Source organism: Streptomyces sp. NPDC057280, assembly GCF_042668605.1.
Classification (GTDB): domain Bacteria; phylum Actinomycetota; class Actinomycetes; order Streptomycetales; family Streptomycetaceae; genus Streptomyces.
In genome coordinates, this window is record NZ_JBHUYR010000002.1 from 682736 (window position 1) to 696467 (window position 13732).

The 13732-nt window shown below is 70.9% G+C and carries 11 protein-coding genes; 3 read left to right on the forward strand and 8 right to left on the reverse strand.

Annotation, left to right across the window (positions count from 1 at the left end; all coding sequences use genetic code 11):
* Positions 1-76 precede the first annotated feature (76 nt).
* Both ACFUO4_RS13635 and ppdK read left to right on the forward strand, forming a co-directional pair.
* Positions 77-1273 carry an ROK family protein gene (locus tag ACFUO4_RS13635; protein WP_079308315.1) on the forward strand — a complete coding sequence of 399 codons (1197 nt, stop codon included), beginning with the start codon at positions 77-79 and terminating at the stop codon, positions 1271-1273.
* Between the two features lie 382 nt (positions 1274-1655).
* Entirely contained in the window at positions 1656-4376 is a 2721-nt protein-coding gene (gene ppdK, locus ACFUO4_RS13640) for a pyruvate, phosphate dikinase (RefSeq protein WP_079308316.1), read from the forward strand.
* 116 nt (positions 4377-4492) lie between these two features.
* Here ppdK and ACFUO4_RS13645 read toward each other — a convergent pair whose 3' ends face one another.
* From ACFUO4_RS13645 to ACFUO4_RS13655, 3 genes are all read right to left on the reverse strand, one after another.
* On the reverse strand, positions 4493-4912 hold the full coding sequence (locus ACFUO4_RS13645; RefSeq protein WP_383483669.1) for an LAETG motif-containing sortase-dependent surface protein: 420 nt from the start codon (positions 4910-4912) through the stop codon (positions 4493-4495).
* 160 nt (positions 4913-5072) lie between these two features.
* Positions 5073-5531, reverse strand: coding sequence for an excalibur calcium-binding domain-containing protein (locus tag ACFUO4_RS13650; RefSeq protein WP_383483672.1), 459 nt, complete (start codon positions 5529-5531; stop codon positions 5073-5075).
* A 91-nt stretch (positions 5532-5622) separates the two neighbouring features.
* Complete coding sequence (locus ACFUO4_RS13655; RefSeq protein ID WP_383483675.1) at positions 5623-6783, reverse strand: alkaline phosphatase PhoX; 1161 nt, start codon at positions 6781-6783, stop codon at positions 5623-5625.
* Between the two features lie 186 nt (positions 6784-6969).
* Here ACFUO4_RS13655 and ACFUO4_RS13660 point away from each other — a divergent pair, with 186 nt between their 5' ends.
* Positions 6970-7896, forward strand: a complete 927-nt coding sequence (locus ACFUO4_RS13660; RefSeq protein ID WP_383483678.1) for an oxidoreductase — start codon at positions 6970-6972, stop codon at positions 7894-7896.
* A gap of 194 nt (positions 7897-8090) precedes the next feature.
* On the opposite strand, the gene ACFUO4_RS13665 is transcribed toward ACFUO4_RS13660, so the two are convergent.
* The 5 genes from ACFUO4_RS13665 to ACFUO4_RS13685 are packed head-to-tail and all read right to left on the reverse strand — an operon-like array spanning position 8091 to position 13730.
* A complete protein-coding gene (locus ACFUO4_RS13665) occupies positions 8091-8855 on the reverse strand; it encodes an SDR family NAD(P)-dependent oxidoreductase (RefSeq protein ID WP_383483681.1) in 765 nt (254 codons plus the stop codon).
* Between the two features lie 60 nt (positions 8856-8915).
* Positions 8916-9497 (reverse strand): TetR/AcrR family transcriptional regulator, encoded by a 582-nt coding sequence (locus tag ACFUO4_RS13670; protein WP_079308322.1) that lies wholly within the window; start codon positions 9495-9497, stop codon positions 8916-8918.
* A gap of 56 nt (positions 9498-9553) precedes the next feature.
* Positions 9554-9904 (reverse strand): nitrite reductase small subunit NirD, encoded by a 351-nt coding sequence (gene nirD, locus ACFUO4_RS13675; RefSeq protein ID WP_383483685.1) that lies wholly within the window; start codon positions 9902-9904, stop codon positions 9554-9556.
* Entirely contained in the window at positions 9901-12516 is a 2616-nt protein-coding gene (gene nirB / locus ACFUO4_RS13680; RefSeq protein ID WP_383483688.1) for a nitrite reductase large subunit NirB, read from the reverse strand. The genes nirD and nirB overlap by 4 nt, the downstream gene beginning before the upstream one ends.
* Positions 12516-13730 (reverse strand): NAD(P)/FAD-dependent oxidoreductase, encoded by a 1215-nt coding sequence (locus ACFUO4_RS13685; RefSeq protein ID WP_383483691.1) that lies wholly within the window; start codon positions 13728-13730, stop codon positions 12516-12518. The genes nirB and ACFUO4_RS13685 overlap by 1 nt, the downstream gene beginning before the upstream one ends.
* Positions 13731-13732: the final 2 nt, after the last annotated feature.

A 13732-nucleotide genomic window follows, 5' to 3' on the forward strand; every position in this document is an offset into this window, starting at 1 on the left:
CCACCGTAGAGTTACGTCTATTTAACACGCAAAACTCAATATGTAATGCAAGCTTGAGAAACACAAGGGGGTGCGCATGAGTGGTCGTGCTCAAGCGAGCGCCGGCGAACTGCTCGAACTGGTGCGAAGCGGACGAGCGACGACTCGTGGTGCCCTGCAACAGGTGACCGGGCTCTCCCGGGCCACCGTCGGCCAGCGCCTCGACCGGCTGTTCCGGGCCGGCTGGCTGCGCGAAGGGGCCGGGGGGCCGGTGGACTCCCCGCTCGGCGGACGCCCCTCCATCACCCTGGAGTTCGACGACTCCCATGCCGTCGTCCTCGCCGCCGACCTCGACACCCGGCACGCCCGCGCCGCCGTCCTCTCCCTGACCGGCGAGATCCTCGCCGAGCACGGCGGGACCCTCGTCATCGAGGACGGTCCGGACGCGGTGCTGGGCGAGCTGGGCCGCTGGTTCGCCGAGCTGCTGGAGAAGGCGGGGCACCGCGCCGACGAGGTGTGCGGCATCGGCCTCGCCGTGCCGGGCCCGGTCGACAGCGAGACCGGCCGGGTCGTGCAGCCGCCGATCATGCCGGGCTGGGACGGCTACGACATAAGAGAGCGCCTGGCCAGAGCGTTCAGCGAGCACACGGGCGCAGGCCGGGTGCCGGTCCTCGTCGACAACGACGCCAACCTCATGGCGTACGGCGAACAGCGCACGGGGTACGGGGACTGCTCGGCCTTCGTGCTGGTCAAGGTGTCCACCGGTATCGGTGCGGGTGTGGTCGTCGACGGTTCGATCTATCGCGGGATCGACGGGGGCGCCGGGGACATCGGGCACATCCGGGTCGGCACCGAGGCGCTGTGCCGGTGCGGGTCGTACGGCTGTCTCGCCGCCGTCGCGAGCGGCGGTGCCGTGGCGCGGCGGCTGGCCGAGAGCGGGGTGCCCGCGGCGTCCGGCTCGGATGTGCGGGACCTGCTGACCGCCGGGCATGTGGAGGCCGCCGCGCTCGCCCGGGAGGCGGGGCGGCAGGTCGGGGACGTACTGGCGACCGTCGTGACGCTGCTGAACCCCGGGGTTCTGATGATCGCCGGGGATCTGGCCGGAACCGCCTTCCTCACGGGCGTGCGCGAGCTGCTGTACCAGCGGGCACTGCCGCGCTCCACCGCCCATCTGGACGTCGTCACCTCACGGCTCGGCGAGCGGGCCGGGCTGGTGGGGGCGGGGGCCCTGGTCGTGGAGCACCTGTACGCGCCCGGGCGGGTCGAGGAACGGCTCCTGGCGCTCGGTGTGTGACGTCCGCATGGTGGTACCCGGCCGTCTGAGGCGGCGTGATTCTCGCCACCTCTGATCGGGGCGACGCTCAGATGAGCGGATCTTGGGCGACTGCACTTCTCCAAGGGGTGGCACCCAGTGCCACCCCTTGATCGTTCATCGATCGAAATCAGGCGTGCTGAAAGCCGCTCACGTGAGCGTTATGAGGCGTCTTCGGGGCGGGGCGCGTTCAAGAGGTGAACACATGATCACCCGATTGCTTGCCAAGCTTTGACTTTCGATCCGCTGGCGGAGGCCTGGTTACGAGCACATGACGCGCAAGTGGACGTACCCATGAGCCTTCGATCTGGGTATGTTCCCCGTCGTCAGGGCAGCCACCGCGTCCTCGAGGGAGTCGAGAACCGTGTCGGAAAACAAAGAACCCCACGTAGCGAAGTTCGTCTACGACTTCACCGAGGGAAACAAGGACCTCAAGGACCTCCTCGGCGGCAAGGGCGCGAACCTCGCCGAGATGACCAACCTGGGACTCCCCGTTCCCCCCGGCTTCACCATCACGACCGAAGCCTGCAAGGTCTACCTGGAGAGCGGCGCGGAGCCGGTGGCACTGCGTGACGAGGTGAGTGCGCACCTCGACGCCCTCGAGAAGCGGATGGGCAAGAAGCTCGGCCAGGCCGACGACCCGCTGCTCGTCTCGGTCCGCTCCGGCGCCAAGTTCTCCATGCCCGGCATGATGGACACGGTCCTGAACATCGGCCTCTCCGACAAGTCGGTGAAGGGCCTCGCCGAGCAGGCCGGCGACGAGCGCTTCGCCTGGGACTCCTACCGCCGCCTCATCCAGATGTTCGGCAAGACCGTCCTCGGTGTCGACGGCGAGCTCTTCGAAGAGGCCCTCGACGCCGCGAAGGACGCCAAGAAGGTCGCGGTCGACACCGACCTGGAGGCGGCCGACCTCAAGAAGCTCGTCACCAAGTTCAAGCGGATCGTCAAGGCCGAGGCCGGCCGGGACTTCCCGCAGGACCCGCGCGAGCAGATGGACCTCGCCATCAAGGCGGTCTTCGACTCCTGGAACACCGACCGCGCCAAGCTCTACCGCCGACAGGAGCGCATCCCCGGCGACCTGGGCACGGCCGTCAACGTCTGTTCCATGGTCTTCGGCAACCTCGGTCCCGACTCCGGCACCGGCGTCGCCTTCACCCGCGACCCGGCCTCCGGCCACCAGGGCGTCTACGGCGACTACCTCCAGAACGCCCAGGGCGAGGACGTCGTCGCCGGCATCCGCAACACCGTGCCGCTCGCGGAGCTGGAGCAGATCGACAAGAAGTCGTACGACCAGCTGATGCAGATCATGGAGACGCTGGAGAACCACTACAAGGACCTCTGCGACATCGAGTTCACCATCGAGCGCGGTCAGCTGTGGATGCTCCAGACCCGCGTCGGCAAGCGGACGGCCGGTGCCGCCTTCCGCATCGCCACCCAGCTCGTGGACCAGGGCCTGATCGACGAGGCCGAGGCGCTCCAGCGGGTCACCGGCGCCCAGCTCGCCCAGCTGATGTTCCCCAAGTTCGACGAGGACGCCAAGGTCGAGCAGATCGGCCGGGGCATCGCGGCCTCGCCGGGCGCGGCGGTCGGCAAGGCGGTCTTCGACTCGTACACCGCCGTGAAGTGGTCGCGCTCCGGCGAGAAGGTCATCCTGGTCCGCCGCGAGACCAACCCCGACGACCTCGACGGCATGATCGCGGCCGAGGGCATCCTGACCTCGCGCGGCGGCAAGACCTCCCACGCGGCCGTCGTCGCGCGCGGCATGGGCAAGACCTGTGTCTGCGGCGCCGAGGAGCTGGAGGTCGACACCAAGCGGCGCCGGATGACGGTCCCGGGCGGGCATGTGGTGGAGGAGGGCGACCTGATCTCCATCGACGGGTCGTCCGGCAAGGTCTACCTGGGCGAGGTCCCGGTCGTCCCGTCTCCCGTCGTCGAGTACTTCGAGGGCCGGATGCACGCGGGTGCCAACGACGCCGACGAACTGGTCGAGGCGGTCCACCGCATCATGGCCTTCGCCGACCGCAAGCGCCGGCTGCGGGTCCGCGCCAACGCGGACAACGCCGAGGACGCGCTGCGCGCCCGTCGCTTCGGCGCGCAGGGCATCGGGCTGTGCCGTACCGAGCACATGTTCCTCGGTGAGCGCCGCGAGATGGTCGAGAAGCTGATCCTCGCCGACACCGAGGAGGAGCGGGAGTCCGCGCTGGCGGAGCTGCTGCCGCTGCAGAAGAAGGACTTCGTCGAGCTGTTCTCGGCGATGGACGGCCTTCCGGTGACGGTCCGTCTCCTGGACCCGCCGCTGCACGAGTTCCTGCCCGACATCACCGAGCTGTCGGTCCGCGTGGCCCTCGCCGAGTCCCGCCAGGAACCGCACGAGAACGAGCTGCGGCTGCTCCAGGCGGTCCACCGCCTGCACGAGCAGAACCCGATGCTGGGCCTGCGCGGCGTGCGTCTGGGTCTTGTGATCCCGGGCCTGTTCACCATGCAGGTACGGGCGATCGCCGAGGCGGCCGCCGAGCGCAAGAACGCCAAGGGCGACCCGCGGGCTGAGATCATGATCCCGCTCGTCGGCACGGTCCAGGAGCTGGAGATCGTCCGCGAGGAGGCCGACCAGGTCATCGCGGAGGTCGAGGCCGCGACCGGGACGTCTTTGAAGCTGTCGATCGGCACGATGATCGAGCTGCCGCGCGCCGCCCTCACGGCCGGTCAGATCGCCGAGGCGGCGGAGTTCTTCAGCTTCGGCACGAACGACCTCACCCAGACGGTGTGGGGCTTCAGCCGGGACGACGTGGAGGCTTCGTTCTTCACGGCGTACCTGGAGAAGGGCATCTTCGGGGTGTCGCCGTTCGAGACGATCGACAAGGACGGCGTGGGCTCCCTGGTGAAGCTGGCCGCCGAGGCCGGCCGCGCCACCCGCCCCGACCTCAAGCTCGGCGTCTGCGGCGAGCACGGCGGCGACCCGGAGTCGGTCCACTTCTTCCACGAGGTCGGCCTGGACTACGTCTCCTGCTCCCCGTTCCGCATCCCGGTCGCCCGCCTGGAAGCGGGCCGCGCGGCCTCCGAGTCCGTGGGCAGCGACCACCGCTGATCCACCTCTGGCGCCGGAACCGCCGTCCGTCCCCGACCCTCAGTACCGATGGGCGGCGGTTCCGGATCACCAAGAAGGAGCGGCACCCTGTGCGGGGGTGCCGCTCCTTCGGCCTTCTACGGGCGGTCCGCCGGGGCCCGCCGCTTGCGCGCCGCCAGCAGGACTCCGCTGCCGGCGGCCAGGGCGACCACGCTGCCGGCCGCGAGGTACGGGGTGGTGTCGTTCCCGCCGGTCTCGGCGAGGTCGTCGTCGGGTTGCCGGGTGTCGGCCCCGTCCGTCTCGTCCGCTCCGGCGGCCTTGTCGTCGGCCGGGACGAAGTCCGCGGGCGGCCGGTCGCAGCCGACGCCGTCGCCGTCCCGGTCGAGATGGGTGCCGTAATGCTCGTCGCCCTTGGGGATGTTCGCGTACCCGGCGGCGTATGCGTCCGTGCAGTTCTCGAACGGGTGGTCGCCGTCGTGGGCCGAGGCGGCCGACGGGAGTACGGCCAGGGCCAGCGCGGCGACGACGAGGGCGCCGGGCTTGCGGAGCAGCTTCACTGCGGGTCCTTCCGGGGGCGTGCGTGATCAAGAAGTGACGGTTGGTCAGATACGAGGTGACGAACCTATTGAGGGACCGCTCTTGTGGAGGCGGTATGAAGGACCCGTGATACGAACGTGACGTGACTGGCCGGTAACTCTCCGCGAGCCCGACGCTGGGTCAGCTGTCGCAGGCGACCCCGTCGTTGTCGCGGTCCAGGTGGGAGGCGTAGCCGGGCTGGCCGCGGTAGATGGGGGCGGCGCCGGCGGCGCGGGCTTCGCTGCAGTTGGCGTAGTAGACGCTGCCGGAGTCGCCGTCCGAGTCCGAGCCGGAGCCGGACCCGGTGTCCGCCTCGGCTCGCGCCGTGACCGTCTTGGTGACCTTGACGGTCTCCGTGGCGGTCACGGTGGCCGCCGGTTCCGGCTCGGCGGTCTCGGTCGCCGTGGCCGTGGCCGTCACGGTGGCCGTCGGTGCCGGCTTGGCCGCCGCGGGCTTCGCGTCGTTCCCGGTGCCCTCGCCGCCCGCGCCTATGCCGATGCCGACGAAGAGCGCGAGCGCGAGAGCGGGCAGCGCGTACCGCTTCCGGGCCCACTTGGGTGCGGGGCCGGAAGCGGACGGCGTGGTGTACGGATTTGTCATGGCGTCCCCCCGAAGGTGCTGTGAGGGGATGACCGTATGACCGCACCTTCATTTGTGAAGGTGAAGTGTTCAATCCGTGACCAATGTGCGGCTACGCCCGGAACGGGCCCGTCACCTCGTACGTGATTCCGCCCGACGAGCTTCCCGTCGTGCCCCGTTGGCTGGAGAAGTACAGGCGGGTGCCGTCGGGGGAGAAGGCCGGGCCCGTGATCTCCGAGGAGGACTGGCCGTCGATGCGGAGGAAGGGGGCGACCACGTCGTCCGGGGTGATCAGGCAGATCTCCATGGTGCCGCCGTCCTCGGCGACGAAGAGGTCGCCGGAGGAGGAGCCGGTGACGTTGTCGACGCCGGTCAGCGGGGCCGTGCCGGAGGTGACCAGGGAGTCGTCGTACGCCAACTCGTAGGTGCTGGAGGTCAGGTCGAGCTGCCAGACGCGGTTGTCGCCCTTGGTCGTGAACCACACCTTGTCGTCGGCGTAGTGGCAACCCTCGCCGCCGTTGAAGGACTTGGAGCCGGAGACCTGGGTGCGGGTGGTCGTGGGGGAGCCGTCGGGATCGGGGATCGTCGTCCAGGTGAAGGAGCCGGACGTGGCCGTGCCCGCCACCAGCACCTGGAGCGTGCCGGACGAGAGGTCGCCCCAAGTCGTGGGCACGAAACGGTAGAAGCGGCCGTTCGTCTCGTCCTCGGTCAGATAGATCACCTTGCGCACCGGGTCCGCGGCCGCCGCCTCGTGCTTGAAGCGGCCCATCGCCGGCCGTTGCACCGCCGCGTTCACCCCCCACGGGTCCGTCTCGTAGACGAAGCCGCGGTCCACCTCCTCGCAGGACAGCCAGGTGTTCCACGGCGTCCTGCCGCCCGCGCAGTTCTGCCGCGTGCCCGACAGGATGCGGTACGCGCCCGTGATCGCGCCGGACGAGGAGAACCTCACCGCGCTCGCGCCGCCGCTCGGGTTGATCTCCGAGTTGGAGACGTAGATCCAGCCCGTGCCGTCCGCGTAGCACGCGCCGCCGTCCGGGGCGCTGTGCCAGGCGTACGACGTCCCGCTCACCGTCTGTCCCGAGCGGGCGATGACGCGGCTGCTGAAACCGGCGGGCAGCCGGATGCCGTTGGCGTCCGGGGAACCGAGCGCCCCGTAGGGGCCGGTGCCGGGCTGGGCGGGGGCGGCGTATGCGGCACCGTGCCACAGGGAGCCGCCGAAGGCGGCGGAGGCCCCGCCGACGACGGTCGCACGGAGGAAGGTACGACGTTCCACGCTCACTCCATAGGGGTGTCGTGACAGCCCCGCCACCGGTCGGCGGCGGGGTCGCGCGGTGTCGGACCCTAGGGTCACGGGATAGACGTGTCATGGACAAGACATGAATCGGGCGTACGGCTCACGTGACCAGGAGTGCCCTCGCTCGTAGGCTGGGCTTCCGTCATCGGTGGAGGGAGGCCGCTCATGTCCGGCTGGAGCGCGCGGGACATCCCCGACCAGAGCGGGCGCACGGCCGTGGTCACCGGCGCCAACAGCGGCCTCGGGTACGTCACCGCGCGGGAGCTGGCCCGCGCGGGCGCCCGGGTGGTGCTGGCCTGCCGCAGCGAGGCGCGCGGCACCGAGGCCGGGGACCGGCTCGTCACCGAAGTGCCGGGCGCCGACGTGGAGTTCACCCGGCTCGACCTCGGGGACCTCGCCTCGGTACGGGACTTCGCGCGGAGCTTCCCGTACGACCGCCTCGATCTGCTCGTCAACAACGCGGGCGTGATGGCGCTGCCGTACGGCACCACGGCGGACGGGTTCGAGACGCAGTTCGGCGTCAACCACCTCGGGCACTTCGCTCTCACCGGGCTGCTGCTGCCCACGCTCCTCGACACTCCCGGCGCCCGGGTGGTGACCGTCTCCAGCGGCGCGCACGCGATGGCCAACATCGACCTCCGCGACCTCAACAGCGAGCGCCGCTACCGGCGTTGGATCGCCTACGCCCGCTCCAAGACCGCCAACCTGCTCTTCACCCACGAGCTGGCCCGCCGGCTCGCGGGGCACGGCGCGGACGTGGTGGCCGCCGCGGCCCATCCGGGGTACGCGGCGACCAACCTCCAGGAAGCCGGGCCGCGGATGGCCGGACGGCGGTTCGCCGAGCGGTTCATGGCGGTCGGCAACAGGTACTTCGCCCAGTCCGCGGAGGGCGGCGCCCTGCCCACGCTGTACGCGGCCACCGCCCCCGACGTCCCGCCCGACTCCTTCACCGGCCCCTCCCTCGCGGGCTGGCGCGGCGCCCCCGGCCCGTCCTGGCGAGCACCCTGGACGCTGAACGACCGGGCGGGGGAACTGCTGTGGGCCGCCTCGGAACGGTTGACCGGCGTCCCGTACGACCTCCTGAAGCCCTGAGCCGGCCGCCAACTGGGCCGACAGTCCCGAAAACGCACCCCGATCTCACGGACCGGCCGGCCGGGCCGGGGCCGGGCGCGCCCTTGCCGGCCGCCTGCCGTGTTCCGCTGTCGAGGGGGAGCACCGGCTCCTGACGGCCGTCGACCGGGCACTGGCGCACGCCCGCGATCTCGCCGGCGGGTGAGGGCGTCGGCTCAGGCCGTCGCCCCGCTGTCCACCACCAGGTCGGTGCCCACCACCGAGGACGCGTCGTCCGAGGCCAGGTAGAGGACCGCCGCGGCGATCTCGTCCGTGGTGGAGATACGGCCCAACGGCAGGGTCTCGGCGGCGCGTTCGGTGCGCTGCGCCTCCGTCTCGCCCCGGCGCAGCGACATCGGCGTCTCCACCGCGCCGGGGCTGACCGCGTTGATCCGGACGCCGTCGCGGATGTGGTCCAGGGCCGCGCCCCGCGTCAGGACGGACACGGCCGCCTTGGTGGCGGCGTACGCGGCGGCGCCGGGGTGGCGGGTGTGGGCGCCGAAGGTCGAGGCGATGTTGACGATGGCGCCGCCCGACGGCTGGGTGCGCATCTGGCGGACCTCCGCCCGGAGGGCGAGGAAGACGCCGGTGAGGTTGATGGCGAGCTGCTCGTGCCAGTCGGCCTCCGCGAGGTCGGCGAGCGGCTGTCCGCCCCGGAAGACGCCGGCGTTGTTCACCGCCACGTCCAGCGAGCCGAACCGGTCCACCACCGCGTCGACCAGTGCCTGGACCTCGGCGGCGTCGGTGACGTCCGCGGTGACCGCGAGGGCCTTGCCGCCGGCCTCCTCGATCAGCCGCACGGTCTCCGCCAGCGGCTCGTGACGACGGCCGGCCACCACCACCTGAGCCCCCTCGGCGGCGAGCGCCAAGGCGATCGCGCGGCCGATACCCGAGCCCGCGCCTGTGACGAGAGCGGTCCTGTCGTGGAAACGGCTGGTCATGATCTCCCCTTATTCTTGACCGATCGGTTTAATATGCTGCCAAATAAAAAGCCGCAGCGCTCAGTCCAGCAGCGCCAGCGCCTGTTCCGCCGCGTCCCGCACCCTGGCCGGGTCGGGCGACGCCTTGCCCACGACCTTGAGGCCCTGGAGCAGCACCAGCAGCATGCGCGCGAGGGTCAACGGGTCGCGGCCCTCGGGCAGTTCACCCTGCGCCCGGGCACGGACCAGGCCCGAGTGCAGCACCGTCTCCACGTGGTCCCAGTTCCGCTCGACCTGCCGGGCCGCCGCCGGGTCGTGCGGGGCGAGCTCTGCCGCCGTGTTGGTGATGAAGCAGCCGTTCAGGCGCAGGTTCTCGGCGGTGGCCTCATCGGCGTAGCGCCGGACGAGCGCGCGGACGGCCGGCAGGACCGGGCCCGGCTGGGACAACTCCCCGAGCAGGTCCGGCAGCCGTTCCTGATAGCGCTCCAGCGCCTTCAGGTACAGCTCGTGCTTGTTGCCGAAGGTCGCGTAGATGCTCGCGCGGCCGATGCCGAGGTGCTCGACGAGGTCGGCCATCGACGTCGCCTCGTAGCCGCGCCGCCAGAACAGCTCCAGAGCTGCCTGCAGCGCGGCCTCGGGGTCGAACTCCTTGGTCCTGGCCATGGGAAGCAGCCTAGGGTGATCTGGAACGATCGGTCAAGAAGGCTGCCGGAACGACACTACGCGGCCCGCACCTGGTACGTCGCGATCCGTACCGTCTCGTCGTCCAGGCACTCCCCGGTCTCCAGGTCGAAGCGCTGCTTCAGCAGGGGCGAGGCCACGAAGGCCCGGCCCCGGAGCGTGCCGGTCAGACCGCGGGAGAGGACCGCCGCGCCGCCGAACGGGTCGCGGTTGTCGATGGCGTACAGCTTGCCCGCGCGGTCGCGGAACAGGGCCACCTGGCGGCCGTCGGGCAGCAGGGCCGCGACTCCGCGGCCCGGGAGCAGGACGTTCAGGTCGCAGACCGTGAACCAGCTGTCGTCGAGCTGGAGTTGGACCTTAAGGTCGGTGGTCTCGGGTGCCAGGGTCATCGCTGGGCGGTTCCTTCCAGGACGTCTTCAGCAGGGCGCATGCCGATGGACAGCAGCGGCAGGTCGGGCTTGATCTGGTCGCGCTCGGGGACGAAGCCGACGACCGGGTCGGGGGTGTCGGGGGCGTTCACGAAGGACACGAACCGGGCGAGCTTCTCGGGGTCGTTGATGGTGTCGGCCCACTCGTCGCGGTAGTGCGCGACGTGGTTGGCCATCAGGCTCTCCAGCTCCTCGCAGATGCCGAGGGAGTCCTCGACGACCACGTCACGGACGTGGTCCAGGCCGCCCGGGATGCGCTCCAGCCAGGTCGAGGTGCGCTCCAGGCGGTCGGCGGTGCGGATGTAGAACATCAGGAACCGGTCGATGAGCTTGATGAGTTCGGCGTCGGAGAGGTCCTGCGCGAGGAGGTCCGCGTGACGCGGGGTGGCGCCGCCGTTGCCGCCGACGTACAGGTTCCAGCCGCCGGAGGTGGCGATGATGCCGAAGTCCTTCGACTGGGCCTCGGCGCACTCGCGGGCACAGCCCGAGACCGCCGACTTCAGCTTGTGCGGGGAGCGCAGGCCCCGGTAGCGCAGCTCCAGGTCGATCGCCATGCGGACCGAGTCCTGGACGCCGTAGCGGCACCAGGTCTGCCCCACGCAGGACTTCACCGTGCGCAGGGACTTGCCGTACGCGTGGCCGGACTCGAAGCCGGCGTCCACCAACCGCGTCCAGATCAGCGGGAGCTGTTCGACGCGGGCGCCGAACATGTCGATCCGCTGGCCGCCGGTGATCTTCGTGTAGAGGCCGAAGTCGCGGGCGATCTCGCCGATGACGATCAGGCCCTCCGGGGTGATCTCACCGCCGGGGATGCGCGGGACGACCGAGTAGGAGCCGTTCTTCTGGAGGTTGGCCAGGAAGTGGTCGTTGGTGTCCTGGAGGGCGGCCTGCTCGCCGTCGAGGACGTAGACGTCGGCGCCGATCGTCGGGGCGAGGGAGGCGATGATCGAGGCGACCGCGGGCTTGCAGATCTCGCAGCCCTCGCCGCCCCTGGCCTCGTCGCGGCCGTACCGGTCGAGGAGGTCCTGGTAGGTGTTGATGCGCAGGGCGAGGACGATCTCGTACAGCTCCTCGCGGGTCTGCCCGAAGCAGCCGCACAGGCCCTTGTCGACCTCGATGCCGGACGCCTCCAGCTCGGCGTTGACCAGCTGGCCGAGAACCTTGACGCAACTGCCGCACGTCGTGCCGGCCTTGGTGCACTTCTTCACCTCGGGCACGGTCGTGCACTGGTGGTCGGTGACCGCGGCGCGGATCGTGCCCTTGCGGACGTTGTTGCAGGAGCAGATGATCGCGTCGTCCGGCAGCGCGCTCGGGCCGAGCTGGACGGACTCGCCGGCACCGGCGGGCAGCACCAGCGACTCGGGGGAGACCGGCGGGACCGAACCGGTGAACGCCTTCAGCGTGCCGTAGGCCTCCGCGTCGCCGACCAGGATGCCGCCGAGGAGCGTGCCGTCGCGGCCGATGACCAGCTTCTTGTACAGCCCCGCGCGGGAGTCGGAGTAGACGACGTCCAGGCAGTCCTCGGTGGTGCCGTGCGCGTCGCCGAAAGAGGCGACGTCCACGCCGAGCAGCTTCAGCTTGGTCGACAAGTCGGCGCCCGCAAAAGCCGCTTCGTCCGACGCGATGGTCGCGGCTGCCGTCTCGGCCTGCTCGTAACCGGGGGCGACCAGGCCGTACACCCGGCCGTCGGCGGCCAGCGCGCACTCGCCGATCGCGAAGACGCTCGGGTCGTTCACCGTGCGGCACTGCTCGTCGACGGTGATGCCGCCGCGCTCGCCGACCGTGAGTCCGCAGTCGCGGGCCAGCTGGTCGCGGGGGCGGACACCGGCGCTGAACACCACGAAGTCGGTGGCGAGTTCGGAGCCGTCGGAGAGCTTCATGCCGGTGACGGCGCCCGTCTCGTCGACGACGATCTCCTGGGTGCCGACGCCCGTGTGGACGCTCAGGCCCATCTCCTCGATGGTCCGTAGAAGGGCCGCGCCACCGCCCTCGTCCACCTGCACCGGCATCAGACGCGGCGCGAACTCCACGATGTGGGAGGTCAGTCCGAGCCCCTTGAGCGCGCCGGCGGCCTCGAGTCCCAGCAGACCGCCGCCGACCACGGCACCCGTCGTCGAGTTCTTGGCGTACTCCTCGATCGCGAGGAGGTCCTCGATCGTGCGGTAGACGAAGCAGCCGGTGGCGTCCTTGTTCGGGACCGGCGGGACGAACGGGAAGGAGCCGGTGGCGAGGACGAGGATGTCGTAGCCGAAGACCTGGCCGGACTTCGCGGTGACCCGCTTCGCCTCGCGGTCGATCGTCTCGGCCGGGTCGCCGACGTACAGCTCGATGCCGTGCGCCTGGATGAACTCCATGTCCGTCAGGGACAGGTCCTCGGGCGTCTTGCCCGAGAAGTACGAGGTGAGGGCGACGCGGTCATAGGCCGGGCGCGGCTCCTCGCACAGCACGACCACGCGGTGGGTGGCGGTCAGGCCGCGCTCGGCGAGCGCCTCCAGGAAGCGCTGGCCGACCATGCCGTGGCCGACGAGGACGATCGTGGGGGTGGCCTCCGTGGCCTCCGGGCGGGCGGTCATCAGGAGCCTCCATCGTTGGTGAGCAGGTGGAGCAGGGGGCCGTCGTCGGGGAGCGGCTCTGCTCCCTCCCAGGCGCGGGCGAGCGCGCCGACGGTGCCGAGTTCGCCGACGAGGACCCCGCCGACCAGGCGGTCGTCGCGGACGACGACCTTGCGGTAGGTGCCGCGGGTGGCGTCCGTGAGCTGGACGACGTCGTCCCCGGGCCGCGCCTCGGTCTCGCCGAACGCGGCGAGGTCGAAGGGGGAGTCCGGGCCGGTCAGCGTGAGCCGGGTCAGGGAACGGGTGCCGGTGTAGCGGGCGTTCGTCCGGCCCGCGAGCAACTCGGCGAGCACATCGGCCTGTTCGAGGGCCGGAGTGGCCAGTCCGTACAGCACGCCGTCGTGCTGGGCACAGTCGCCGATGGCGTGGATGTACGGGTCGGAGGTGCGCAGTTCGTCGTCGACGACGATGCCCTTGCGGATCTCCAGGCCGGCGTTCCAGGCCAGGCCCGCGCGCGGGTGGACACCACAGGCCAGGACCACGAGGTCGGCGTCGAGGGCGTAACCGTCGGACATCTCGACCGAGCGGACCGCGCCGCCGACGACCCGCACGTCCCGCACCCGGCACTCGGTGTGGATCTCCACACCGAGGTCCATCAGATGCCGCTGGACCAGCTTCGAGGCGCTCGGGTCGAGCTGGCGCTCCATGAGCCGCTCGCCCTGCTGGGCGAGGACCACCTGGGCGCCACGCTGGGCGAGCGCCCGGGCGGCGGAGACGCCGAGCAGCCCACCGCCGATCACGACCGCCTTCACGCCCGGCCGTACCTGCTTGGACAGGCCCAGGCAGTCGTCCATGGTGCGGAAGGCGTGGACGCCCTCCGGCAGGACGTGGTCCGGGTTGAACAGCCCGCGCAGCGGCGGCAGCACCGGGTTGGAACCGGTCGCGAGGACCAGCGTGTCGTATGCGATCTTCGAGCCGTCCGCGCACTCGACGGTCCGGGCCTCGCGGTCGATGCCGGTGACCCGGGCGCGGGTGAGCTGCGCCGGCGCGGGCAGCGCGATCACCTCGGGGCTGTAGCGCCCGGCCAGCACTTCGGCGAGGAGCACCCGGTTGTACGGGCGGTGCTCCTCCTCGCCGATCAGCTTCACGGGCGTGCCGAGCTCGCCGAGCCGCCGGGCGAGACGGACGCCCGCGAGGCCGGCGCCGATCACCACCACACGCGTATTCGAGGTCATGC